The organism is Rhodococcus sp. OS5 (assembly GCF_056837585.1).
This window is the reverse complement of sequence record NZ_CM166368.1, coordinates 1,829,127-1,850,988: the sequence shown is the minus strand read 5'-3', so window position 1 is coordinate 1,850,988 and position 21,862 is coordinate 1,829,127. Positions and strand designations below refer to the sequence as shown.

The window sequence follows — 21,862 nt, the reverse complement described above, 5'->3', positions numbered from 1 at the left end:
CCCTTCTACTTCTGTGTTCCAGCGCTTCTGTGTCCCAGCTGCGCAGTTTCTACTGCACCCAGGCCGCTGGACGCTTCTGCAAGAAAGACATCATGCCCTCACGAGCCTCGTCAGAGGAAAACAGCCGAGCCGACTGCGCGATCATCTCCTCGCCGTCCCGGTCGAATCCAGCCAGGACCGAACGCGTCGTGATCCACTTCGATTCGGCAAGTCCCTGCGGTGAACATTGGCGCAAGGTGCCGAGCAGTTCGGTGATCGACTCCTCCGTGTCCTGCGACGCGGAGGTGACGAGTCCGATGGATTCGGCCTCGTGCTGGCCGAACTTCTCGCCGGTGAGCAGATAGCGGCTCGCAGATCGCTGGTCGAGCCTCGGTAGGACCGTGAGCGAGATGATGGACGCCGCCAAACCCAACCGTGATTCCGTCACCGCGAAGGTGCTCGCCGGTCCGGCGACGACGATGTCGCACGCCCCGACAAGACCCATGCCTCCGGCCCGGACGTGACCGTCGATCCGCCCGATCACCGGCTTGGGAAGCTCGAGAATGCTGCGCAAGAGTGTCAGCATCCCCCGTCCTCGCTCCTTGACGGCGTCCTCCGGTGATGCGGACGAACCGGAGGCCTCACTCAGATCGGCTCCCGCACAGAATGTTCCACCGGTGTGGGTGAGTACCACCGCTCGAACTGCCGGATCGGCGGCAGCCGCCGTCAACCCAGCCTGCAACTCCGTGACCAACCGCGTCGAAATCGCGTTGCGGTTGTGGGGTGAGTCGAGAGTGATCGTGGCAGCACCGCCCGATACTTCGTACCGTACGTATGGCTTGTCCTGATCCGTCATGAGTCGCCTCTTCCTAGTAGGACCGTGGCAGACCGAGGGAATGCTGTGAGACGAAGTTGAGGATCATCTCGCGGCTCACCGGCGCGACACGGGCGATACGAGCCGCACCGAGCATGGCGGCCAGTCCGTATTCCTTCGTCAGTCCTGCGCCGCCATGCGTCTGGATCGCCTGATCGAGCGCCTTGATGCTGGCTTCGGCGGCGGCGTACTTTGCCATGTTCGCGGCTTCGGCAGCACCGAAATCGTCACCGCTGTCGTAGAGCACCGCGGCCTTCTGCATCATCAGCTTGGCGAGCTCGAGTTCGATCTTCACCTGCGCGAGTGGATGCGAAATACCTTGGTGCGCACCGATCGGCGTCTTCCACACCGTGCGCTCGTTGGCGAACTTCACTGCGGCATTCAGGGCGTAACGGCCCATGCCGATGGCCATCGACGCACCCAGGATGCGCTCGGGGTTGAGGCCGGCGAACAACTGCATCAGGGCGGCATCGGCTTCGCCGACCAGAGCGTCGGCCGGCAGACGGACGTCGTCGAGGAAGAGGATGAACTGGTGGTCCGGTTCGATGATGTCCATCTCCATCTGCGTCTTCACGAATCCGGGAGAATCCGTGGGGACGATGAACAGAGCGGGCTTGAGCTTGCCCGTCTTGGAGTCCTCGGTGCGCGCAACGACGAGGACCGCGTCAGCCTGATCGACACCCGAGATGTAGATCTTGTTGCCGCTCAGGATCCAGTCGTCTCCATCCCTGCGTGCCGTCGTGGTGATCTGATGAGAGTTGGAACCAGCGTCGGCCTCGGTGATTCCGAACGCCATGATCTTGGAGCCGTCGGCGAGGCTGGGTAGCCACTGCTGCTTCTGCTCCGCCGTGCCGTACTTGCCGATGATGGTGCCGCAGATGGCCGGGGATACGACAACCAGGAGCAGACCGGCACCCTGCGCCGCCAATTCCTCCTGCACCAGCGCGAGTTCGTAGATGCCTGCACCGCCGCCGCCGTATTCCTCCGGCAGGTTGACGCCCAGGAATCCGAGTTTGCCCGCCTCGTTCCACAATTCGGTGAGCGGCTCCCCCTTTCGCGCCTTGGGCAGCACGTAGTCGACGTAGTTGAAGCGCTCACCCAGTTTGGAAACGGATGCCCGCAGTTCCTTCTGCTCTTCGGTTTCGATGAAACTCATCATGCTTCCTCTTCTGTAGCGGGTTCTTCCACACGTGCGAGTACCGATCCGACCTCGACCTGCTGGCCGACGGCGACCGGAAGTTCCACCAGGACACCGGCAGTCGGCGCGGTGACGGTGTGTTCCATCTTCATGGCCTCCAGCCACAGAATCGGCTGGCCGGCGGTGACGGTGTCACCGAGTGCGGCACCGAGGCGGATGACCGATCCCGGCATCGGAGCGAGCAACGAACCGGCGGCGACTTCTGCCGACGGATCCACGAAGCGCGGTGCTGCCGTCAACGCGACGGGTCCGAGCGAGGAGTCGACAAAAATCTCACTCCCGTAGGCCGCAACGTCGAACGAGCGCTGTACTCCGCTCTGCTCGAGCACTACCCGGGTCGCAGTTGCCGATACCAGGCGCACGTCGTCGAAGCCTTCTGCACTCAGCACGCCGCTTCGGCTCAGGGAGTAGCGGACGTCGTAGTCGCCCGACGCAGTGGAATAGCTCTTGCTCTGCGGCTGCGACGGGAGGTTGCGCCACCCGCTGGGCAAGCGGCCGATGACGCGGGCCGACGCCCGGTTGTGCGCGGCATCGGCAAGTGCCGCCGCCAGCGCCGAGAGTCTTTCGGCGTCGGTATCGGCCAAGGGCGTAGACAGCTTCTCGAGGTCGTGAGTCTCGAAGAAGGCAGTGTCGGTGTCTCCGGCAATGAAGGCGGGGTGGGCCAGGACGTTGACGAGCAGGTCGCGGTTGGTGCGCAGGCCGTGAATCCTGGTGCGCGCCAGCGTCGATGCGAGCAGCCGGGCAGCTGCGGTCCGCGTCGGCGCGTACGAGATGACCTTGGCCAACATCGGGTCGTAGTGGACGCCGACAACACTGCCGTCGACGACGCCGGAGTCGAGGCGAACGCCCTGCTCACGCAGAACACTGAATTCTTGCGGGTCACCGGGCAACTCGATGTGGTGGACGGTTCCGCTCTGCGGCTGCCAGTTCTTGGCGGGGTCCTCGGCGTACAGGCGCACTTCGATCGAATGCCCCCGGATCTCCGGCTGTTCGTCCGGAAGTGCTTCACCTGAAGCGACCTGCAATTGGAGTTCCACCAGATCGAGTCCAGTGGTGCACTCGGTGACCGGATGCTCCACCTGCAAACGCGTGTTCATTTCCAGGAAGAAGAAGTCGCCTTTTTCGTCAGCCAGGAATTCAACGGTTCCTGCGCCTTCGTAACCGATGGCGTTGGCGGCGAGCCGCGAGGCGTCGAACAGCTTGTCGCGCATGGCGGGGATGCGTTGCACGAGCGGCGACGGTGCCTCTTCGACCACCTTCTGATGCCGACGCTGGATCGAGCACTCGCGCTCCCCCACCGCCCACACCGCACCGTGGCGGTCTGCCATGACCTGAACCTCGATGTGCCGACCGGTCTCGAGGTACCGCTCACAGAAGACTGTCGGGTCGCCGAAAGCGGACTGCGCCTCACGCCGCGCCGCTTCCAGTTCGCCGTCCAGCGCCGACAATTCACGAACGACACGCATTCCGCGTCCGCCGCCGCCCGCCGACGCCTTGATCAGCACCGGCAGATGAGCCTCGGTCACCGCGGCGGGATCGAGTTCGGAGAGCACCGGCACTCCGGCGGCGTCCATGATCTTCTTGGACTCGACCTTCGACCCCATGAGCTCGATGGATTCGACGGGCGGGCCGATCCACGTCAGTCCCGCGTCGATGACGCTGCGCGCGAACTCCGCGTTCTCGGAGAGGAATCCGTATCCGGGGTGAATCGCGTCGGCGCCCGAAGCCTTGGCTGCGGCGATGACGAGCTCACCCCGCAAGTAGGTCTCGGCAGGCGTGTTACCCGGCAGGCGAACCGAAGCATCGGCTTCGGCGACGTGCGGGCTGTCGGCATCTGCGTCGGAAAATACCGCGACCGTGCCGATTCCGTTCTTGCGGCAGGTTGCAAAGACACGGCGGGCGATTTCGCCACGATTGGCGACCAGTACTGAAGTGATTGTCACGGCGTGCCTCACATACGGAAGACGCCGAAGTTCTCGGTGCCTTCGATCGGGGCGGTGGCGATGGCCGACAGGCACATTCCCACCACGGTGCGGGTGTCTCGGGGATCGATGACGCCGTCGTCGTACAGACGACCCGACAGGAACATCGGAAGTGACTCGGCCTCGATCTGGTTCTCGATCATCGCGCGCATGCCGGCGTCGGCCTGCTCGTCGAAGACCTGGCCGCGCGCCTCGGCAGCAGCGCGTCCCACGATGGAGATGACGCCGGCGAGCTGCGCACCGCCCATGACGGCGGACTTGGAACTGGGCCAGGCAAAGAGGAATCGCGGATCGAACGCCCGTCCGCACATGCCGTAGTGACCGGCGCCGTACGACGCTCCGAGCAGGATCGAGATGTGCGGAACTTTGGAGTTGGCAACCGCATTGATCATCATCGATCCGTGCTTGATCATGCCGCCCTCCTCGTATTCCTTACCCACCATGTAGCCGGTGGTGTTGTGCAGGAACAGCAACGGCGTGTTGGAACGATTGGCGAGCTGGATGAACTGCGTGGCCTTCTGTGATTCCTCACTGAAGAGCACTCCACGTGCGTTCGCCAGGATGCCGATCGGGTAGCCGTTGAGCTCTGCCCACCCGGTCACGAGGGAGGAACCGTAGAGCGGCTTGAACTCGTCGAAGTCGGAACCGTCGACGATACGGGCGATGACCTCACGCGGATCGAACGGGATCTTCAGGTCGGCCGGAACGATGCCGAGCAACTCTTCCGGATCCTCGAGCGGTTCGATGATCTCCGCGCGCGGCGCCGGCCCCTTCTTGGTCCAGTTGAGCCGCTTGACGATCGAGCGCCCGATGCGGATCGCGTCCTGCTCGTCGGCGGCGAAGTAGTCGGCCAACCCGGACTTGCGAGCGTGCATTTCGGCGCCGCCGAGTGCCTCGTCGTCGGATTCCTCACCGGTGGCCATCTTGACCAGCGGCGGGCCTGCGAGGAACACCTTGGAGCGTTCCTTGATCATCACGACGTGGTCGGACATGCCCGGGATGTACGCACCGCCGGCCGTCGAGTTACCGAAGACCAGTGCAATGGTGGGGATTCCGGCTGCGGACAGCTGAGTGAGGTCACGGAACATACGCCCGCCCGGGATGAACACCTCTTTCTGCGTCGGCAAGTCTGCGCCGCCGGACTCTACGAGGGAGATCACCGGGAGTCGGTTCTGCATGGCGATGTCGTTGGCGCGGAAACCCTTACGCAGCGTCCACGGGTTGCTGGTGCCGCCGCGCACGGTGGGATCGTTGGCGACGATCAGGCATTCGACACCTTCGACGACGCCGATACCGACCACGGTGCTGGCGCCGACCGGGAAGTCACTCCCCCACGCAGCGAGGGGACACAGTTCGAGGAACGGTGAATCCTGATCGAGCAGGAGTTCGATCCGCTCGCGTGCCAGGAGCTTTCCCCGCTTGTGGTGCCGCTCGGTGTACTTCTCGCCGCCACCCGCCAACGCCTTGGCGTGCTCGACCTCGATCTCGGCGAGCTTGGTGTTCATGGTCGAAGTTGCGGTCTTGTACACCTCGGAATTGGTGTCCAGTGTTGACCGGATGACACTCATGACTGATACCCCAATCGCTTGGCCGCGAGGCCGGTGAGGATTTCGGTGGTTCCGCCACCGATTCCCAGAATTCGCATGTCCCGGTACTGCCTCTCCACTTCGCTTTCCTGCATGTATCCGAGGCCGCCGAACAGCTGAACAGCTTGGTTCGCAACCCATTCGCCCGTCTCGACTGCCGTGTTCTTCGCAAAGCACACCTCGGCGATCAGATCGCCGTCACCGGCCATGTACCGCTCGATCACCGAGTGCGTGTACACCTTGGCGACGTCGATCTTGCGGGCCATCTCGGTGACGGTGTTCTGGACGGCCTGCCGACTGATCAGGGGGCGACCGAAAGTCTCACGGGCGCGGCACCATTCGAGCGTCAGCTCCAGGCAACGTTCTGCACTGGCATACGCCTGCGCGGCGAGCGCTACCCGCTCGGAGACAAATGCCTGGGCGATCTGCGCGAAGCCGCTGTTCTCTGCACCGACCAGATTCTCCACCGGAACCCGGGCGTCGACAAAGGAGAGTTCCGCGGTATCGGATGCGCGCCAGCCCATCTTCTCGAGTTTGCGCGAGACGGTGAATCCCGGTGTGCCCTTCTCGATCACGAGCAGTGAGACACCACCCGCGCCGGGACCACCGGTGCGCACCGCTGTAACGACGAAGTCCGCTCGAACGCCGGAGGTGATGAACGTCTTGGCGCCGTTCACGACGTAATGATCGCCGTCGCGCTTGGCTGTAGTTGTCAGGTGCCCGACGTCGCTGCCTCCGCCGGGCTCGGTGATGGCGAGCGAGCCGATCTTGTCGCCGCGCAGGGTCGGCTTGACCCACTTCTCGATCTGCGCCTCGTCGCCGGCCGCGATCAGGTGCGGCACCGCGATGCCGCAGGTGAAGAGCGATGCGAACAGCCCGCCCGACGCACCTGCCTGATGCATCTCCTCACAGATCACGATGGAGTCGACGGCGTCGCCGCCCTCACCACCGGCCGATTCGGGTGCGCTGGCCCCGAGGAGTCCGAGAGCGCCTGCCTTGCGGTGCAATTCGCGCGGAATCTCGCCGTCTCGCTCCCACTGCGTCAGATGCGGCAGAATCTCCTGGTTCACGAATCCGCGTACGGTCTCGCGAAGCGCAAGCCTTTCCGGTGTGGTCCACACGGTCACCGTGAATCCTCTTTCTCGTCAGTTACGGGGAGTAGCGAAATCGGGATGTCGATGTGGCGCGAACGCAGCCATTCACCAATTCCCTTGGCCTGCGGATCGAACCGCGCCTGCGAGGCGACACCCTGACCGAGAATTCCCTCGATCACGAAGTTGACGGCACGAAGGTGCGGAAGCTGGTAGCGAGTGACGTTCAGGTCTGCTGCTTCCGGTAGCAGTTCCTTGAGCATCTCGACGGTCAGTGTGTGCGCCAACCACTTCCACTGATCGTCCGTGCGAACCCAGACGCCGACGTTGGCATTTCCGCCCTTGTCGCCGCTACGGGCACCGGCGATCGTGCCGAGTGGTACTGAAAGCGACGTCTGTGGCGGCAACGGCTCCGGACGCTCCGGTTCGCCGACGGGTTCGAGGTCCTGCGTCAACGTGGACGGAGCGATGTCCACGCGCGTGCCGTCCGGCAGTACGGCCACGTGCGGCACCGATCCCGCGTCGACGTAGCCGGGGGTGAACACTCCGTACGGTTGGCCGTTGCTCGGCGGAGCCGTCAGCGAGAAGCCGGGGTAGCTGGCAAGTGCCATTTCCACCGCAACCGCGGAGAAAGGACGACCGATCACCTTGGGGTCGGAATCGCGAACCACGCAGCGCAGCAACGCACTCGCGGTTTCCTCGGTGTCGGAATCCGGATGATCCGTGCGAGCGAGAGTCCAGACCAGTTCGGCGGGCTTCTTCGTCAGCCAGGATTCGAGCTGAGTCTTCGCCAGATCGGCCTTGGCCTCGATGTCGAGACCGGTGAGAATGAAAGTGGCCTCGTTGCGGAACCCGGCCAGCGCGTTCAGCGAGACCTTGTACTGCGGCGGCGGAGCCTCGCCCGTGACGCCGCTGATCAACACCCGGTCCGGGCTTTCCTGGGTGAGCACTGCGTTGTCGATGCGGGTCGTCACGTCCGGGCCTGCATAGCGTCCACCGGTGATCTCGTACAGCAGCTGCGCCGTCACCGTGCCGACGCTCACCTCGCCGTCCGTTCCGGCGTGCTTGGTGATGACCGAGGTTCCGTCCGCGTTGATCTCGGCGATCGGGAAGCCAGGCCGGCCCAGATTGGGAATCTCTGTGAAGAACGCGTAGTTGCCGCCGGTGGCCTGGGTTCCGCACTCGATGACGTGGCCCGCCGCGACAGCACCTGCAAGCTGATCGAAATCATCTCGCTTCCAACCGAAATGGTGAGCGGCCGGACCGACGATCACCGACGCATCGGTGACCCGTCCGGTGACCACGACATCGGCGTCGGCCGACAATGCTTCGACGATGCCCCAGGCGCCGAGGTACGCGTTGGCCGTCAGTGGGGAGCCGAGTCCGAGTTCGTCTGCCCGAGAGATCAAATCGTCGCCCTCGACGTGGGCGATCTTCGCGTTCAACCCCAGCTTGGTGTTGACCTCGCGCAACGCGTCGGCCAGTCCGGCGGGATTGAGACCGCCTGCATTCGCGACGATCTTCACCCCCTTGTCGAGCGCAAGGCCGAGCGTGTCCTCCACCTGCCGCAGGAACGTCTTCGCGTAGCCGAGCGACGGGTCCTTCATCCGATCCCGCCCGAGGATCAACATCGTCAGTTCGGCCAGGTAGTCGCCGGTCAGGTAGTCGAGTTCGCCGCCCTCGAGCATCTCGCGCATCGCCGAGACGCGGTCGCCGTAGAACCCGGAGCAGTTACCGATCCGTACCGAACTCATTTGCCCACCTTCGATGCTCGTCCCTCACCGCTGGATCCGACGGCGGCTCGTCCCTCACCGCTGGGTCCGGCAAAGGCCTGCGCGAACCCGAGCCACTCGTCCGCGTCGGCACCCACGGCGACCAGATCGAGATCGGCGCGATTGGCGCGCTGGGTAACCAGCAGGCAGAAGTCCAACGCCGGCCCGGTGACCTTCTGCGGTGCATCTTCCGGCCCCCAGGTCCAGAGCGACCCGTCCGGCGCGGTCAACTCAACCCGGAAATCGTCGGCGGGCGGCGTTTTCTCGTTGACCGAGTACGCGAAGTTTCGCGTCCGCACACCCAGGTGAGCGATGTTCTTGATGCGCGCCGTCGGAGCGCGTTCGACGCCGAGTGCGTCGGCAACGTCCTGCCCGTGCGCCCACGTCTCCATCAGTCGCGCGGTAGCCATGGAGACACCGCCCATGGGCGGGCCGTACCAGGGGAACTTGGTCCCGGCCGGGGCGGCGGTGAGCGCCTCGACGAGAGCGGTGCGCCCCGCTCGCCAATCGGCGAGCAACTCCGCCGGCTGGCGGGCCGCCTGTTCGGCAGCACCGTCGTCGACAAACCCTGCCGGGTTCACGAACGCCGCCTTCAACCGCTCCGCGAACCCGTCCGGGTCGGTGATCGCCAGGATCGCTGCACTGTCCGTCCAGCGCAGGTGCCCGATCTGATGTGCGATGGTCCACCCTTCCGCAGGCGTCATTGTCGCCCACTTCTCCTCGGGCAGATCCGCAACCAGGGCGTCGAGGCTCTCGCCTTCGGCCCGCAAGTCATCGATGAACGTCTGAAGTTCGGCCATGCGACCAGCATCACACCCACATCCATAAAAATCAAGCACGAATGATTGTTATTGCGAAATCCTGTGGTGAGAGACTGAGTTCAACTGCCATCGACAACCAGGAGCACCCATGAGCGACGCCGTACTGATCTCGCGAACCGGCGATGTGGTCACGTGGACCCTCAATCGCCCGGACACCCGCAATGCGATCTCCGAGATCGACATGATCGAGGCCCTCGAAGACGCAGTCACCGCGGTCAACCGAGATCAGAGTGTGCGCACGGTCATTCTGACGGGGGCCGGATCGGCCTTCTCCTCCGGCGGCAACGTCAAGCACATGCGAGACAAGGAGGGCATGTTCGGTGGCGCACCCGGCGAGATCCGCCAGGGCTACCGGCACGGCATCCAACGCATCCCGCTCGCGCTGTACACGTGTGAGGTGCCGACCATCGCGGCGGTCAACGGCCCGGCCATCGGAGCGGGCTGCGACCTCTCACTCATGTGCGACCTCCGCATCGCCTCGACCGCCGCAGTCTTCGCCGAGAGTTTCGTCAAGGTAGGACTCATTCCCGGCGACGGCGGAGCGTGGCTGCTCCCCCGCGCGATCGGCAACGCCCGCGCGGCCGAGATGGCGTTCACCGGTGAACCGATCGATGCTGCGAAGGCACTCGACTGGGGTCTGGTCTCGCAGGTGACCGAGCCCGAGGAATTGCTTTCCGCTGCGCACGCTTTGGCAGCTCGAGTAGCCGCCAATCCCCCGCAGGTACTCCGCATGACCAAAAAGCTCCTCCGCGAGGGCCAGCACCAGAGCCTCGAGAGCTTGCTCGAACTCTCGGCCGCCATGCAGTCGATCGCCCACCACACCCGAGATCACCACGAAGCCGTCGCCGCGATGCTCGAGCGTCGAAGTCCCGAGTTCACCGGAGAATGAAGGCCGGCAGTCAGCTACTGCCGGTCGGAGCAGTCCTCACGTCGATACTGTCGCTCCAGTTCGGAGCGGCATTCGCGACGACACTGTTCTCGCAGATCGGGCCGGCCGGAGCCACGACGCTGCGGCTGACGATCGCCGCGATCATCCTCGGCGTCATCGTCCGCCCGCGATGGAGCAGATGGTCGAACCGGCAGCGCAAAGGCATCTTCGCGCTGGGCATCGCCCTCGCCGTGATGAACGGCGCCTTCTACCTCGCCCTCGACACGGTGCCCATCGGAACGGCCGTCACCATCGAGTTCCTCGGACCGCTCACCCTGGCCGCAGTTCTGTCTCGTCGGTGGGCCGACGGAGCATGGGTGCTGCTCGCCTTCGGCGGAGTGTTGCTGCTCGGGTTGGGCGATCACGGCGAATCCGGCTTGGACCCGATCGGGGTGATGTTCGCGTTGATCGCCGCTACTGCGTGGGCCGGATACATCGTGGCCGGTTCCCACCTGGCCGCGACGCTCCCGAGCGCCGACGGGTTGGCAGGCGCAAGCATCGTCGCGGCCGTATTGACGCTGCCCTTCGGCGTCGTCTCGGGAGGAAGTGAACTGCTGGATCCGACGATGCTCGCCGCAGGCGCAGCCGTCGCCGTCCTCTCGTCCGTCATCCCGTACAGCTTGGAAATGTGGGCGCTGCGCTCTCTAGCCAAGAAAGTCTTTGCCGTCCTCATCGCCCTCGAACCCGCAGCGGCCGCACTGGCCGGAGTCCTCGTGATCGGGCAAACGCTCGACGCGTTCACACTCGTGGCCATCGCACTGGTGGTGACCGCGGGCGTCGGCACAGTCGTCATGAATCGAAAACCCACAGCGAAGTAGTCCAGGTACCGTCAGAGCACGTCATTCCAACGCACAGGAGAACCATGACCAACCCGATCATCGCCACCGTTCTCGGTAACACCCCGCAGATCGACGAAAGTGCGTTCATCGCACCCAACGCCACCGTTGTCGGCGCGGTGACCATCGCTGCGGGAGCCAGCATCTGGTACGGCGCGGTTATCCGCGGCGACGCAGAATCGATCTCCATCGGCGCTGACACCAACATTCAGGACAACTGCACCGTGCACGCCGACCCGACGTTCCCCGCAGTGCTGGGCGAACGAATCTCGGTCGGCCACAACGCAGTGCTGCACGGGTGCACCGTCGAAGACGACGTTCTCGTCGGCATGGGTGCCGTGGTGCTCAACGGCGCACACATCGGCTCGGGGTCACTGATTGCAGCCGGCGCCGTCGTGTCTCAGGGGATGCAAATCCCACCTGGATCACTGGTCGCCGGCGTGCCCGCCAAGGTCAAACGTGAACTCTCCGAAGGCGAAAAGGCCGGTATCACCGCCAACGGCGCCGGCTACATCATGCTCGCGAAGGCTCACCAGGACATCGAACAAGCCTGATCGAAACGACGCTCGCGGCCGGTAGCAGCAAGAGCAACGACTAGCCTCGGGGCCGCAACGTACTGTTCGGCAACTCGGGTGCCGGGAGCGCCGGACCGTCGTATCCCGGCACGACGCCGAAACGCCGGTCCGGGACGCTGCCGTCGAATCCGGAGGCAAGCTCGGCCTGCCACTTGCGTCGATACTCGACGATCTCTTCGTGTGTACGGCCCATGAAGTTCCACCACATGATGACCTGCTCGCCCAACGGTTTCCCGCCGAGAAGTAGCAGTCGAGCCGGTTCGGATCCCGGATTGCGCAAAGTCAGTTTTCCGAAACCCGGTGCTTGATAACCCAACTCGGCCCAGCCGACAGTGGTACCACGCAGAACAACCGATCCTTGATCGACGATCACGCCGTGCTCATGTGAACGATCGACATCGAGGGCGATCTCGGCCCCAGGATCGAGAATCACCTCGGCACCGAGTAATTCGGTGAAGGTAGACACCGGAGACGTTTCACCGGCGAGCGAACCGAGGAACACACTGAGCGTGACACCATCGGTGGTCACCGGCTCCGGTCGATAGTGAACGAACGCGGGTGCGGTATCGCGCGCCGCATCCGGCAGCGCCACCCACAACTGCATCCCGTGCAGAACCTTCGTATTCGGCGTCGACACCTCGGAGTGCGCGATCCCACTCCCGGCCGTCATCAGATTCAGTTCACCCGGCCTCACCATCGCATGGGAACCGATGCTGTCACGGTGCTCGATCTCTCCGGTGAACAGCCAACTCACCGTCTGCAAACCGGTATGCGGATGCGGCGGCACATGCATGCCCGGTCCTGAGCCGACGTCATCCGGACCGTAATGATCTGCAAAACACCATCCCCCGATCAGCGAACGCTCGCGTTGCGGGAGGGTGCGTCGCACTCGCATGGCCCGCGGGCCACCGAGCGGTACGTCGCGCGGGGTGAGGATCTGAATCTCGCTCTCCGCCGGATGGCCTTCGCATTCCTGCTCGACGGGCTGCGCTTCGAGGTTGCTCATATCGTCCATCCTGCCTCCAGTCATGACTGCGCGAGACGCAGACGCGTGCACAATTCGGCCAACAGTCGAAGTTCATCCGCGTCCAGGGCCGGTCCGACGTGGCGGCGGATGCTCGCGGCATGACGGCGACCCACTGATTTCTGCAGCGCTGCACCCGTTTCGGTGAGTTGCACGATCGTCCCGCGGCGATCCTGTGGATCAACACTTCTCGTTACCAGACCTTCGCCCTCCAACCGTTCCACCAGGCGACTGAGCGAAGGCTGGCTCAGCAATATCTCCCGATTCAGGTCATGCAGGCGAAGGGAACTACTCGGCGCAAGACTCAGCGTGAACAGCACGTCGTACTCGCGCATCGACACCTGATCCCAGACGTCATCGGCAGAGAGCCGCCGCATCACCGACACCTGGGCGCGAAACAAGGCTTCCCAGGCGTCGGTGGCGAGTTCGGTGGTGCTGACCGGAACCTCAGGCGGTTGCTCGTCAGGCAGTGACACTGCTTGCCTCACGAGCCGCCTTCATCGACGCGTGAGTGGGCGGGTTGTCCGGCACATGTGCTGGCCGCCTGGCCGCGAACTCACGGCGCAGAACCGGAACAACTTCCTCACCGAGCAGATCGAGCTGCTCGAGCACCGTCTTCAGCGGCAGTCCGGCGTGATCCATCAGGAACAGCTGGCGCTGGTAGTCACCGAAGAAATCGGCAAACGCCAACGTCTTCTCGATGACCTGTTCAGGGGAACCGACGGTCAGCGGCGTCTGCTCGGTGAACTCTTCGAGTGAGGGCCCGTGGCCGTACACCGGAGCATTGTCGAAATACGGACGGAATTCCTTGACCGCGTCCTGACTGTTCTTGCGCATGAAGACCTGACCACCGAGACCGACGATCGCCTGATCCGCGGACCCGTGGCCGTAATGCTCGTAACGCCGGCGGTAAAGATTGATCAGCTCGATGTAGTGCTCTTTCGGCCAGAAGATGTTGTTCGCGAAGAATCCGTCGCCGTGATACGCCGCGATCTCCGCGATCTCGGGGCTGCGGATCGAGCCGTGCCACACGAACGGCGCGACGCCGTCCAGCGGGCGCGGTGTGGACGTGAATCCCTGGAGTGGAGTGCGGTACTCCCCTTGCCAGTTCACGACCTCCTCGTCCCAGAGCCGGCGAAGAAGTTGATAGTTCTCGAGCGCCAACGGGATACCGGCGCGAATGTCTTTGCCGAACCACGGGTACACAGGCGCGGTGTTTCCGCGACCCATCATCAGATCGACGCGCCCCTCGGCGAGGTGCTGGAGCATCGCGTAATCCTCGGCGATCTTCACCGGGTCGTTGGTGGTGATCAGCGTCGTGGACGTGGACAACGTGATCTTCTCGGTCTGAGCAGCGATGTATCCGAGCATCGTCGTCGGAGACGACGGAACGAACGGCTTGTTGTGATGCTCGCCGGTCGCGAAGACGTCGAGACCGACTTCCTCGGCGTGCTTGGCGATGGTTGTCATGGCCTTGATGCGCTCGTGCTCTGTCGGGGTCGCCCCCGTCGTGGGATCAGTGGTGACGTCACCGACCGTGAAGATTCCGAACTGCATGGTTGCTCCTCCGCGAACTAGATCCATGCGTTTGCATGTAACTGATCAAACATTCAACCATCCGGCTGTATTCCACGGCAAAAAGGTGAGGGCGGCACACAAGATGTGTGCCGCCCTCACCTGGACGAACGATCTACCGAAAAGCGGTCAGTGCATAACGATCGGCGTTGCCGTCTCGCCCTCGGCCACCGGCCTGGTGGTCTTGCTCCGCGGTAGGAAGAACGCCGGGATGAGGGTCAGGACGATCAGCACAGTGGCAACGAGGAAGGTGTTGCCGAAAGCGTCCGACGCCGCACTGAGAATCGAATTCGCAGCAGACTCCTGCGGACTTCCCGGCTCGGTCGGAATGTGCGAGGCCGCACCGACCATCGTCGTATCGAGGCCACGATCGAGAAGCTGGTTGGTCAAGACCACCGACATCACGGCGGTACCGATCGAACCTGCGGTCTGCTGAACGATGTTCATCAGAGTGGAGCCGCGAGCGATCTGCTCGTTGGAGAGCGTCACGATAGCTGCGGTCATCAGCGGCATCATGGTGCAACCCATACCGAGGCCCATGACGAACAAGGCGCCCATCAGCAGCCACGTCGGGGAATCCGAGGCAACCTGTGTGAACACACCCAAACCGATGAGAATCAGCGGCAAACCGGTCAGGACGATCTTGCCCGGGCCGATCTTGTCGACCAGTCGACCAGCGATCGGCATGGTGACCATAGCGCCCAGACCCTGCGGAGCCATCAACAATCCGGCCGCGAGCGTGGTGTGACCGCCGACCTGGATGAAGTAGCTCGGGAACAGCAACCCGGCGCCCATGAACGCGACGATGAACAGCGACGTCGTGATGACGGCGGTGGTCAACTGACGGTTCTTGAACAGGTGCAGGTCGATCAGCGGGTGATCCTTGTTGAGCGCGTGGAACACGAAGGCGATGATCAGCGCCAGACCGATACCGGCCGACACCAGAACCCGAGCCGACGCAACCGTTCCCACCTCGGGGATGGACGACACACCGAACAAGAACAGCGCGAGGCCGGGTGACAGCAGGATCATGCCGAGGAAGTCGAACGACTCCGAAGGCTTCGCCTTGTCGGACGGCAGAATGATGAATGCTGCTGCCAACGCGATGATGCCGATCGGCAGGTTGATCAGGAAGATCCAGTGCCAGCTCGCGGCCTCGATCAGCCAACCACCGAGGATCGGGCCACCGATGGGGCCGAGCAGCATCGGGATACCGAGAACTGCCATGACGCGACCGACGCGGTCCGGACCGGCGGCCCGGGTCATGATCGTCATACCGAGCGGCATCAACATGCCGCCGCCGAGACCCTGGAGCACGCGGAAGCCGATGAGCGAGGTGATGTCCCACGCCATCGCACAAGCGACCGAACCGAGTACGAACAGCACCAGGGCTGTCATGTACAGGCGCTTGGTGCCGAAACGGTCGGCAGCCCAACCGGTAACCGGAATGACCGTCGCCAAGGCGAGCGTGTAGGCCGTCATCGTCCACGCGACGGTGGCGTACGAAGTTTCGAAGTCCTCGGCAAAAGTGGTGAGCGCGACGCTCACCACGGTTACGTCGAGAATCGACATGATGGCGCCGAGCACCACCACGGAAGCGATCTTGAGGACCGCCCCGTCAAGTTTGTCGGACGCCGGTGCCGGCGCGTTCGGCGATGTCATCGCGAAGTCTCCTGGTTAAGTGCTCGCAGATAGTCACCCGCGAGAATGGGCTTGAGAGCCTCGAACAAACGAATCCGCTCTGGCTCAGGAACACGCGACGCGAATTCGCGAAGCTGGCCGCGCTTGCACTCGATGTGGTTGGTCGTCACCTTACGACCGGCCTCCGACAAGGAAACCCGCTTGACGCGTCGGTCCCGCTCGTCTTCACGGCGATCGACCAGACCCATGTTCACGAGCTGATCGATGTTCCGCCCCGTAGCTGCCACCGAGAGCCGAAGCTCGTCGGCAACCTCGTTGATCGGGATCGCCGCATCACGTTGTGCAAGTACGAACAGCACACGCACCTGAGAGAACGAGAGATCCAGTTCGATCAACGCATCGATCGACTCCGAATCACCGGCGCTCATCAGGCGAGTGAACAACTCGTCGAGTGCTCCATACAGGTCATCAGAATCGGAAGCGATCACCTGGCAAATGGTAGTGCGGTTGCAACTATTGCCCAAATGAAAACATGTTGCAACTTATTATTTGGTGACCACCATCACGTTGCGAAGAATCATTCCTGCAGCAAGATGGCCTTTCCGAGAACTTTGCCGCTTTCGAGATCAGCCAGGGCAACTGCTGCGTCGGCAAGCGGATACCGTGCCTTGACCAGCGGACGCAAGCCGTTCCGGACGTGTTCTACCAGCGATGCATGCACCTCGGCTACCGCTTCGGGATTGGTACGCGTGAACTCACCCCATGCCGCGCCGACAATGCTGATATTGCGAAACAGCACCCGGTTCACCTTTACCTCGGGAATACCGCCGCCGGCGAATCCGATCACCACGAGTCGTCCTTCGGGTGCCAGAACCCGGACCGCGTCGTCGAACGCATCGCCGCCCACCGGATCCACCACGATCTGAGCGCCGACGCCGTCGGTCAGTTCCCGAATCCGCTCTCCCCATCCCGGAGCCAGCGCGACCACCTCGTCGGCACCGAGCTCACGCAAGAAGTCGTCGACGCCCTCGCGTCGTACCACGGCGATCACCCGGGCACCGTGCGCCTTGGCCAGCTGGAGGGTTGCCGTTCCGACTCCGCCTGCAGCGCCGAGCACGACGACAGTCTCCCCCGCGACGATCTTCGCGCGACGAGCGAGCGCGAACTCCATCGTCTGATAGTTGATGATCAGCGAGGCCGCCTCGTCGAAGGCGAGTCCGTCCGGAATTCGGAGTACCTGCGCCGGGTTGACGGCAATCCGCTCTGCATACCCACCCAGATACGCGGCCGCGAGAACACGATCGCCCGGAGCGAAACCCGACCCTTCCGGCGCGGAGACCACGACGCCCGAGATCTCCGCGCCGGGAATGAACGGCGGTTCCGGGCGGATCTGATACTTGCCGTAGGTGATGAGCAGGTCCGGAAAGCAGACGCCACTTGCCTTCACATCGATGAGAACAAGACCTTCGGCTGCGGGCTCGGGAACCTCCTGCGCGACAATTCCTTCGGGACCGGACAGTTCCGTAACCACCATGGCGCGCACAGAAAGCTCCTCTTCGGGACATCTGAAGTCTGGACCGGTAACCCGGTTTTCTCGACTTTAACCCGGTACTCACGTCAGATCATCGTTCGCTCCCGATGTGCAGACGTTCGAGTCCGTCGAGAATCAGATCGAGACCGAAAGCGAATTCGGCAGCGTAGCTGTATCCCGGAGCAAGGACGTGCTCAGTGGTCAACTCGGCCAGGTGCGGATACTGACCGCTCTCGAACGAGCCCATGATCGCCTTCGCCAGTTCCGTCGTTTCCTGCGCTGTTTCGAACGGCAAGCTCACTTCTTGCAGCACGAAGCCGTAGATGTACGCATCCATGATCGAAAAGGCATGCGCAGCAAGGGCGACGGGAAAGTCGGCGGCGCGTAGCGTTCCGATGACGGCATCGTGGTGGCGCAGGGTCGCGGGACCAGGCGTCGTTCGGGACTCCATCAACGGAGTTGCCCACGGGTGCCTCCCCAACACTTCCCTTGTCGATACCGCTCGCACGTGAAGTTCCGTGCGCCACGGGCGTCCCGGCGTCGGCAGATCGATCTCCGCGAAGACCGCATCGACCATTCCGTCGAGCAGATCCCCCTTGTCCGAAACATGGTTGTACAGAGACATCGCTTCGACGCCCAGTTCGGTGCCCAACTTCCGCATGGTCATCGAATCGATTCCGACGGAATCGGCAAGCGCGACAGCAGCGTGTACGACGTCGTCTCGGGTCAATCTTGCGCGCTTCTCCACGTTGACAGAACTTACACCGTAAGTGCAATACTTACGCTGTAAGTATTCGACGAACGGAGACTCGCATGCCGAAGGAACTGATGACCGCCGTCGTACAGGATCGCTACGGCGAGGCCGACGTTCTCTACCTCGACCACATTCCGCGCCCCACTGTCGCCGACAACGAAGTGCTGATACGCGTCGAGGCCGCGTCCGTCGACCGCGGGGCATGGCATCTCATGGCCGGACTGCCATATCCGTTGCGCCTCGCGGGTTTCGGGCTGCGCAGACCTAGGAACCGGGTACGCGGACTGGACGTATCCGGCCGAGTCGAGGCCGTCGGCAGTTCGGTGACCCGCGTGGCAGTCGGCCAGGAGGTATACGGGATCGCGGTCGGTTCGTTCGCGGAGTACGCACGCGCACTCGAGACGAAGATTGCCGCAAAACCTGCCCGGTTGTCGTTCGCACAAGCAGCAGCGGTGCCGGTCTCCGCCCTCACAGCGTTGCAAGCCGTGCGCGACCACGGCCGCGTGCAGGCGGGCCAATCCGTCCTCGTACTCGGCGCATCCGGTGGCGTCGGGATCTACGCGGTGCAGGTGGCAAAAGCCATGGGCGCTCACGTCACCGGCGTGTGCAGCACCTCGAAAACCGATACCGTCCGCTCCATCGGTGCCGACGAGGTTCTCGACTACCGCGTCGACGACGCCACCGACGGATCGCATCGGTACGACGTCATCATCGACACCGGCGGCAACCGCCGACTGCGAGATCTTCGACGGGCGCTCACACGCACCGGAACGCTGGTGATCGTCGGCGGCGAGAACGGCGGACGGTGGCTCGGCGGAACCGATCGCCAAATACGCGCACAGTGCTTGTCTCCGTTCATATCTCAGAAAATGGGCACCTTCATCGCTTCGGAGAACGCCGACGATCTGGAGGTCCTGACGCAGATGATCGACGCAGGTGACATCACCCCGGTGATCGACTCCGTTCATCCCCTTGCCGACACCGCCGTCGCCGTGGCACGAATGGTCGACGGCTCCGGCTGCGGAAAGCAGATAATCGCCACTCGCTGAAAAGCCTGACAGAATCGGCTCACTCCAGCGAACAGGAATCTCACGTGAACCCAGATCTCACGCTCGCGCAACAGCCGGACCGAGGACCGATCTTCGTCAAGTCCCGCCCGGTCCGCACCGGCGACATCGACGTCGCCAAGCAGGTCAGGCTCGACGCCGTCGCCCGCTACCTGCAGGACATCGGCAACGACAACATCGAGGCCGCGGGAGCCATCGACACCCATCCGCTCTGGATAGTGCGTCGTACGGTCGTCGACGTCGTACGCCCGGCGATCTGGCCGGAAGAGTTGACTATGACTCGCTGGTGCTCCGGCTTCTCCACGAGATGGGCGAACATGCGTGTGCGCTTCGACGGCAGCAACGGCGCGCTGATGGAAACCGAAGGCTTCTGGATCAACATCAGCGCCGAGTCGGGCATGCCCACGCGGATGAGCGACGACTTCATGCGGCCACTGGAGGAATCCACCGACGAGCATCGCCTGAAGTGGAAGCGGGTACTCGCCGAGAACGCACCGGAGGCGGACGACGCCGGTGTTCTGGACACGCCGTTCGCTCTGCGCGCCACGGATATCGACCCGTTCGACCACGTCAACAACGCCGTCTACTGGCAGGCAGTCGAAGAGGTCCTCAGCGCTCGCACCGAACTACGGACAGTTCCGCATCGAGCACTGATCGAGTACCTCTCCCCCATCGTCTCCAGCGACGACGTCGTCCTGCGCAGCCGCGTCGACGACAAGACCGTCACGGTCTGGTTCCTGGTCGGCGAAGCGCTCCGCGCAGTTGCGCAGGTGAGCGCCCTCTAACGCAGTTTCTGGGTCGCGACAGCCGCGACACCGAACACCAACGCAAGAAGAATCGCGGCCCAGAAACCGAAGAGCCACCACACCACGCCGAACACGACCACTGCCGGGGCAACGGTGATGAAAGCGATGGTGGGGCTTTCGCGTACCACCTCGAGTGCAGTTCGGGCATTAGTTCGATCGAGCTTCTTACCGGCCATCGAAAACCTCCTTCAAGGTCCTGACCATCCAGAGTAACCGGACTGACGGGCACAAAGCGGATACCGTGAACGCATGGCCGACCACCGCACCCTCGTCCTCATGCGACACGGCAAGTCCAGCTACCCCGAGGGCATCCGTGATCACGAGCGTCCGCTCGCCGAACGGGGCCTGCGCGAGGCCCGCATCGGCGGCGAATGGATCCGTGAAAACGTCCCGCCCGTCGACGCCGTTCTGTGCTCCACCTCCCGGCGGACCGTCGAAACCCTTGCCTCGACGGGAATCGAAGCTCCCGCCGGGTTCGAGAAGTCCATCTACGGCGGCTCACCCGCAGACGTCATTGCAGCTGCGCGAACCACGTCCGACCACGTCAAGACGCTCCTGATCGTCGGACACGAACCCGGAATTCCCTGGACTGCACTCGATCTCGCATCGAACGAAAACTCCGAAGCGGCCCAACGTATCCGCGACAAGTTCCCGACTTCGGCGATCGCCGTCCTCTCCGTACCGGTGCCGTGGACCGAACTCGACGACTCCGTCGCCACTCTGCTCGAGTTTCACGTGCCTCGTTAGATCAACCACACTGCTAAACCACCTCACGCAGTAGGCGGTCCGAAAGTGCAAGCGCGTCACGGTCGTACGTCGACGTGGACGCCAGCAATTCGTCGGCACCGGTTCGCTCGGCCAGATCGTGAAGCTGCTGCTTCACCTCGACGGGCGTCCCGTGCAGCGCCGAAGCCGTGAACGACTCGATGCGCCTGGCGTTTCGATCACTGCGCGGGGCGCGCCTGATCTCGTCCGGCGACACGAGCGGCGGAAACTCCCCTGTCCGTGACGATTCAGCGAGCGCGTACGCCTCCGGGATCAGCAACTCACGCGCCGCGTCGGTGGTATCGGCAACCGCCACTTCGAGTGAAACCACCACATAGGGTTCGGGATGAGCGTCGGTGGGCCGGAAGGCTCGGCGGTACTCGTCCAACGCATCCACCCGGTCGGTGCTACCGATTCCGAGTATCGGCCCGCCCACGACCACCGGAAGCCCCAGCTGCGCTGCCACTTTCAAGCCTGTGCGCGTGGCGAGCACGAAGATCGGGACTCCAGTCTGCGACGCCGGCCGTGCCGTCACTGCCGCAGAACCCTCCAGGTAGCGCCTCACCTCTTCCAGATCCGACACAAACGTGTCCGGGGCGTCCTTGCTGCGTCGTAAAGCCTGACGAACAGGCTCCGTGAATCCCAGCGATCGACCCAGGCCGAGATCGATTCGCCCCGGGTAGAGAGCCTCCAACATCAGGAACTGCTCGGCGACGATCAGCGGTTGGTGATTCGGCAGCATGACCCCACCGCTCCCGAGTCTGATATCGCGCGTGTGCGCGCCGATCGCGGCAAGCAGCACTGCCGGCGACCCGCTCGCGATCCCGGGCACCGCGTGATGCTCGGCCACCCAGAACCGGTGGTAGCCGAGAGCGTCGGCGTGCGCAGCGCGTTCGACGGAGTGCGTCAGAGCTGCGGAGTCGGGGTATCCGCTCCTGGTTCGGGATCGGTCGAGCAGTGAGAGAAGCACTCTCGGAGCAACAAGGAACTTGGAAAGTTTCATCCGGGCGCTAAACGAGGACCGTTTCTGACCGCAATACCCGCAACACTGGACCTG

At 63.6% G+C, this 21,862-nt stretch carries 22 protein-coding genes; 6 read left to right on the top strand and 16 right to left on the bottom strand.

From position 1 onward, the window contains the following. Positions 1-49: 49 nt before the first annotated feature. From ACVZUB_RS08765 to ACVZUB_RS08735, 7 genes are read right to left on the bottom strand one after another with little or no spacing between them, the layout of a single operon-like run. A complete protein-coding gene (locus ACVZUB_RS08765) occupies positions 50-835 on the bottom strand; it encodes an enoyl-CoA hydratase family protein (RefSeq protein ID WP_482628296.1) in 786 nt (261 codons plus the stop codon). A 13-nt stretch (positions 836-848) separates the two neighbouring features. Continuing rightward, complete coding sequence (locus tag ACVZUB_RS08760; RefSeq protein ID WP_003942033.1) at positions 849-2,009, bottom strand: acyl-CoA dehydrogenase family protein; 1,161 nt, start codon at positions 2,007-2,009, stop codon at positions 849-851. Next, positions 2,009-3,994 (bottom strand): acetyl/propionyl/methylcrotonyl-CoA carboxylase subunit alpha, encoded by a 1,986-nt coding sequence (locus ACVZUB_RS08755; RefSeq protein WP_063315118.1) that lies wholly within the window; start codon positions 3,992-3,994, stop codon positions 2,009-2,011. The genes ACVZUB_RS08760 and ACVZUB_RS08755 overlap by 1 nt, the downstream gene beginning before the upstream one ends. 8 nt (positions 3,995-4,002) lie before the next feature. Then, positions 4,003-5,601, bottom strand: a complete 1,599-nt coding sequence (locus ACVZUB_RS08750; RefSeq protein ID WP_003941989.1) for an acyl-CoA carboxylase subunit beta — start codon at positions 5,599-5,601, stop codon at positions 4,003-4,005. Then, positions 5,598-6,746, bottom strand: a complete 1,149-nt coding sequence (locus ACVZUB_RS08745) for an acyl-CoA dehydrogenase family protein (RefSeq protein WP_007728404.1) — start codon at positions 6,744-6,746, stop codon at positions 5,598-5,600. Before ACVZUB_RS08745 ends, ACVZUB_RS08750 begins: the two co-directional genes overlap by 4 nt. After that, positions 6,743-8,464, bottom strand: coding sequence for an acyclic terpene utilization AtuA family protein (locus ACVZUB_RS08740; RefSeq protein ID WP_482628295.1), 1,722 nt, complete (start codon positions 8,462-8,464; stop codon positions 6,743-6,745). Before ACVZUB_RS08740 ends, ACVZUB_RS08745 begins: the two co-directional genes overlap by 4 nt. Continuing rightward, positions 8,461-9,282, bottom strand: coding sequence for a TIGR03084 family metal-binding protein (locus tag ACVZUB_RS08735; protein WP_482628294.1), 822 nt, complete (start codon positions 9,280-9,282; stop codon positions 8,461-8,463). Before ACVZUB_RS08735 ends, ACVZUB_RS08740 begins: the two co-directional genes overlap by 4 nt. 109 nt (positions 9,283-9,391) lie before the next feature. On the opposite strand from ACVZUB_RS08735, the gene ACVZUB_RS08730 reads away from it, so the two are divergent. Genes ACVZUB_RS08730 through ACVZUB_RS08720 form a run of 3 tightly spaced genes read left to right on the top strand, consistent with a single transcriptional unit; the run spans position 9,392 to position 11,621 of the window. Then, entirely contained in the window at positions 9,392-10,192 is an 801-nt protein-coding gene (locus ACVZUB_RS08730) for a crotonase/enoyl-CoA hydratase family protein (protein WP_047268912.1), read from the top strand. Then, positions 10,189-11,049 carry an EamA family transporter gene (locus ACVZUB_RS08725; RefSeq protein ID WP_042453112.1) on the top strand — a complete coding sequence of 287 codons (861 nt, stop codon included), beginning with the start codon at positions 10,189-10,191 and terminating at the stop codon, positions 11,047-11,049. Before ACVZUB_RS08730 ends, ACVZUB_RS08725 begins: the two co-directional genes overlap by 4 nt. A gap of 44 nt (positions 11,050-11,093) precedes the next feature. Then, positions 11,094-11,621, top strand: a complete 528-nt coding sequence (locus ACVZUB_RS08720) for a gamma carbonic anhydrase family protein (RefSeq protein ID WP_003941993.1) — start codon at positions 11,094-11,096, stop codon at positions 11,619-11,621. A 40-nt stretch (positions 11,622-11,661) separates the two neighbouring features. Here ACVZUB_RS08720 and ACVZUB_RS08715 read toward each other — a convergent pair whose 3' ends face one another. The 7 genes from ACVZUB_RS08715 to ACVZUB_RS08685 all read right to left on the bottom strand — a co-directional run bounded on the left by ACVZUB_RS08715 (position 11,662) and on the right by ACVZUB_RS08685 (position 18,161). Further along, positions 11,662-12,648 (bottom strand): pirin family protein, encoded by a 987-nt coding sequence (locus ACVZUB_RS08715; RefSeq protein WP_039972959.1) that lies wholly within the window; start codon positions 12,646-12,648, stop codon positions 11,662-11,664. Between the two features lie 20 nt (positions 12,649-12,668). After that, a complete protein-coding gene (locus ACVZUB_RS08710; RefSeq protein ID WP_007728410.1) occupies positions 12,669-13,142 on the bottom strand; it encodes a MarR family winged helix-turn-helix transcriptional regulator in 474 nt (157 codons plus the stop codon). Next, on the bottom strand, positions 13,129-14,223 hold the full coding sequence (locus tag ACVZUB_RS08705; RefSeq protein ID WP_007728412.1) for an LLM class flavin-dependent oxidoreductase: 1,095 nt from the start codon (positions 14,221-14,223) through the stop codon (positions 13,129-13,131). The genes ACVZUB_RS08710 and ACVZUB_RS08705 overlap by 14 nt, the downstream gene beginning before the upstream one ends. Positions 14,224-14,370: 147 nt before the next feature. After that, the gene (locus tag ACVZUB_RS08700; RefSeq protein ID WP_003942006.1) at positions 14,371-15,903 is read right to left on the bottom strand and encodes a DHA2 family efflux MFS transporter permease subunit; all 1,533 of its coding nucleotides are present in this window, start codon (positions 15,901-15,903) and stop codon (positions 14,371-14,373) included. Further along, positions 15,900-16,370: a MarR family winged helix-turn-helix transcriptional regulator gene (locus tag ACVZUB_RS08695; protein WP_003941890.1), complete on the bottom strand. Its 471-nt coding sequence runs from the start codon at positions 16,368-16,370 to the stop codon at positions 15,900-15,902. Before ACVZUB_RS08695 ends, ACVZUB_RS08700 begins: the two co-directional genes overlap by 4 nt. Before the next feature lie 89 nt (positions 16,371-16,459). Next, positions 16,460-17,425, bottom strand: coding sequence for an NADPH:quinone oxidoreductase family protein (locus tag ACVZUB_RS08690; RefSeq protein ID WP_482628293.1), 966 nt, complete (start codon positions 17,423-17,425; stop codon positions 16,460-16,462). A 79-nt stretch (positions 17,426-17,504) separates the two neighbouring features. Continuing rightward, positions 17,505-18,161 carry a TetR/AcrR family transcriptional regulator gene (locus ACVZUB_RS08685; protein WP_003941871.1) on the bottom strand — a complete coding sequence of 219 codons (657 nt, stop codon included), beginning with the start codon at positions 18,159-18,161 and terminating at the stop codon, positions 17,505-17,507. A gap of 65 nt (positions 18,162-18,226) precedes the next feature. Here ACVZUB_RS08685 and ACVZUB_RS08680 point away from each other — a divergent pair, with 65 nt between their 5' ends. Together ACVZUB_RS08680 and ACVZUB_RS08675 are read left to right on the top strand one after the other, a co-directional pair. After that, positions 18,227-19,216 (top strand): NAD(P)-dependent alcohol dehydrogenase, encoded by a 990-nt coding sequence (locus tag ACVZUB_RS08680; RefSeq protein WP_218679928.1) that lies wholly within the window; start codon positions 18,227-18,229, stop codon positions 19,214-19,216. 44 nt (positions 19,217-19,260) lie between these two features. After that, entirely contained in the window at positions 19,261-20,019 is a 759-nt protein-coding gene (locus ACVZUB_RS08675) for an acyl-[acyl-carrier-protein] thioesterase (RefSeq protein ID WP_007728423.1), read from the top strand. On the opposite strand, the gene ACVZUB_RS08670 is transcribed toward ACVZUB_RS08675, so the two are convergent. Further along, positions 20,016-20,216: a hypothetical protein gene (locus ACVZUB_RS08670; protein ID WP_003941897.1), complete on the bottom strand. Its 201-nt coding sequence runs from the start codon at positions 20,214-20,216 to the stop codon at positions 20,016-20,018. The genes ACVZUB_RS08675 and ACVZUB_RS08670 overlap by 4 nt on opposite strands. A 73-nt stretch (positions 20,217-20,289) precedes the next feature. Between ACVZUB_RS08670 and ACVZUB_RS08665 the strand changes: the two genes are divergently transcribed. Further along, complete coding sequence (locus ACVZUB_RS08665; protein ID WP_007728426.1) at positions 20,290-20,787, top strand: SixA phosphatase family protein; 498 nt, start codon at positions 20,290-20,292, stop codon at positions 20,785-20,787. Between the two features lie 13 nt (positions 20,788-20,800). Here ACVZUB_RS08665 and ACVZUB_RS08660 read toward each other — a convergent pair whose 3' ends face one another. Then, on the bottom strand, positions 20,801-21,808 hold the full coding sequence (locus ACVZUB_RS08660) for an LLM class flavin-dependent oxidoreductase (RefSeq protein ID WP_075832679.1): 1,008 nt from the start codon (positions 21,806-21,808) through the stop codon (positions 20,801-20,803). Between the last annotated feature and the right edge of the window lie 54 nt (positions 21,809-21,862).

Excerpts from the sequence above, each read along its gene's own strand:
- ACVZUB_RS08765 (WP_482628296.1), bottom strand. The coding sequence starts at position 835 with ATGACGGATCAGGACAAGCCATACGTACGGTACGAAGTATCGGGCGGT.
- ACVZUB_RS08760 (WP_003942033.1), bottom strand. The coding sequence starts at position 2,009 with ATGAGTTTCATCGAAACCGAAGAGCAGAAGGAACTGCGGGCATCCGTT.
- ACVZUB_RS08750 (WP_003941989.1), bottom strand. The coding sequence starts at position 5,601 with ATGAGTGTCATCCGGTCAACACTGGACACCAATTCCGAGGTGTACAAG.
- ACVZUB_RS08740 (WP_482628295.1), bottom strand. The coding sequence starts at position 8,464 with ATGAGTTCGGTACGGATCGGTAACTGCTCCGGGTTCTACGGCGACCGC.
- ACVZUB_RS08735 (WP_482628294.1), bottom strand. The coding sequence starts at position 9,282 with ATGGCCGAACTTCAGACGTTCATCGATGACTTGCGGGCCGAAGGCGAG.
- ACVZUB_RS08730 (WP_047268912.1), top strand. The coding sequence starts at position 9,392 with ATGAGCGACGCCGTACTGATCTCGCGAACCGGCGATGTGGTCACGTGG.
- ACVZUB_RS08725 (WP_042453112.1), top strand. The coding sequence starts at position 10,189 with ATGAAGGCCGGCAGTCAGCTACTGCCGGTCGGAGCAGTCCTCACGTCG.
- ACVZUB_RS08720 (WP_003941993.1), top strand. The coding sequence starts at position 11,094 with ATGACCAACCCGATCATCGCCACCGTTCTCGGTAACACCCCGCAGATC.
- ACVZUB_RS08715 (WP_039972959.1), bottom strand. The coding sequence starts at position 12,648 with ATGAGCAACCTCGAAGCGCAGCCCGTCGAGCAGGAATGCGAAGGCCAT.
- ACVZUB_RS08705 (WP_007728412.1), bottom strand. The coding sequence starts at position 14,223 with ATGCAGTTCGGAATCTTCACGGTCGGTGACGTCACCACTGATCCCACG.
- ACVZUB_RS08700 (WP_003942006.1), bottom strand. The coding sequence starts at position 15,903 with ATGACATCGCCGAACGCGCCGGCACCGGCGTCCGACAAACTTGACGGG.
- ACVZUB_RS08680 (WP_218679928.1), top strand. The coding sequence starts at position 18,227 with ATGCCGAAGGAACTGATGACCGCCGTCGTACAGGATCGCTACGGCGAG.
- ACVZUB_RS08670 (WP_003941897.1), bottom strand. The coding sequence starts at position 20,216 with ATGGCCGGTAAGAAGCTCGATCGAACTAATGCCCGAACTGCACTCGAG.
- ACVZUB_RS08665 (WP_007728426.1), top strand. The coding sequence starts at position 20,290 with ATGGCCGACCACCGCACCCTCGTCCTCATGCGACACGGCAAGTCCAGC.
- ACVZUB_RS08660 (WP_075832679.1), bottom strand. The coding sequence starts at position 21,808 with ATGAAACTTTCCAAGTTCCTTGTTGCTCCGAGAGTGCTTCTCTCACTG.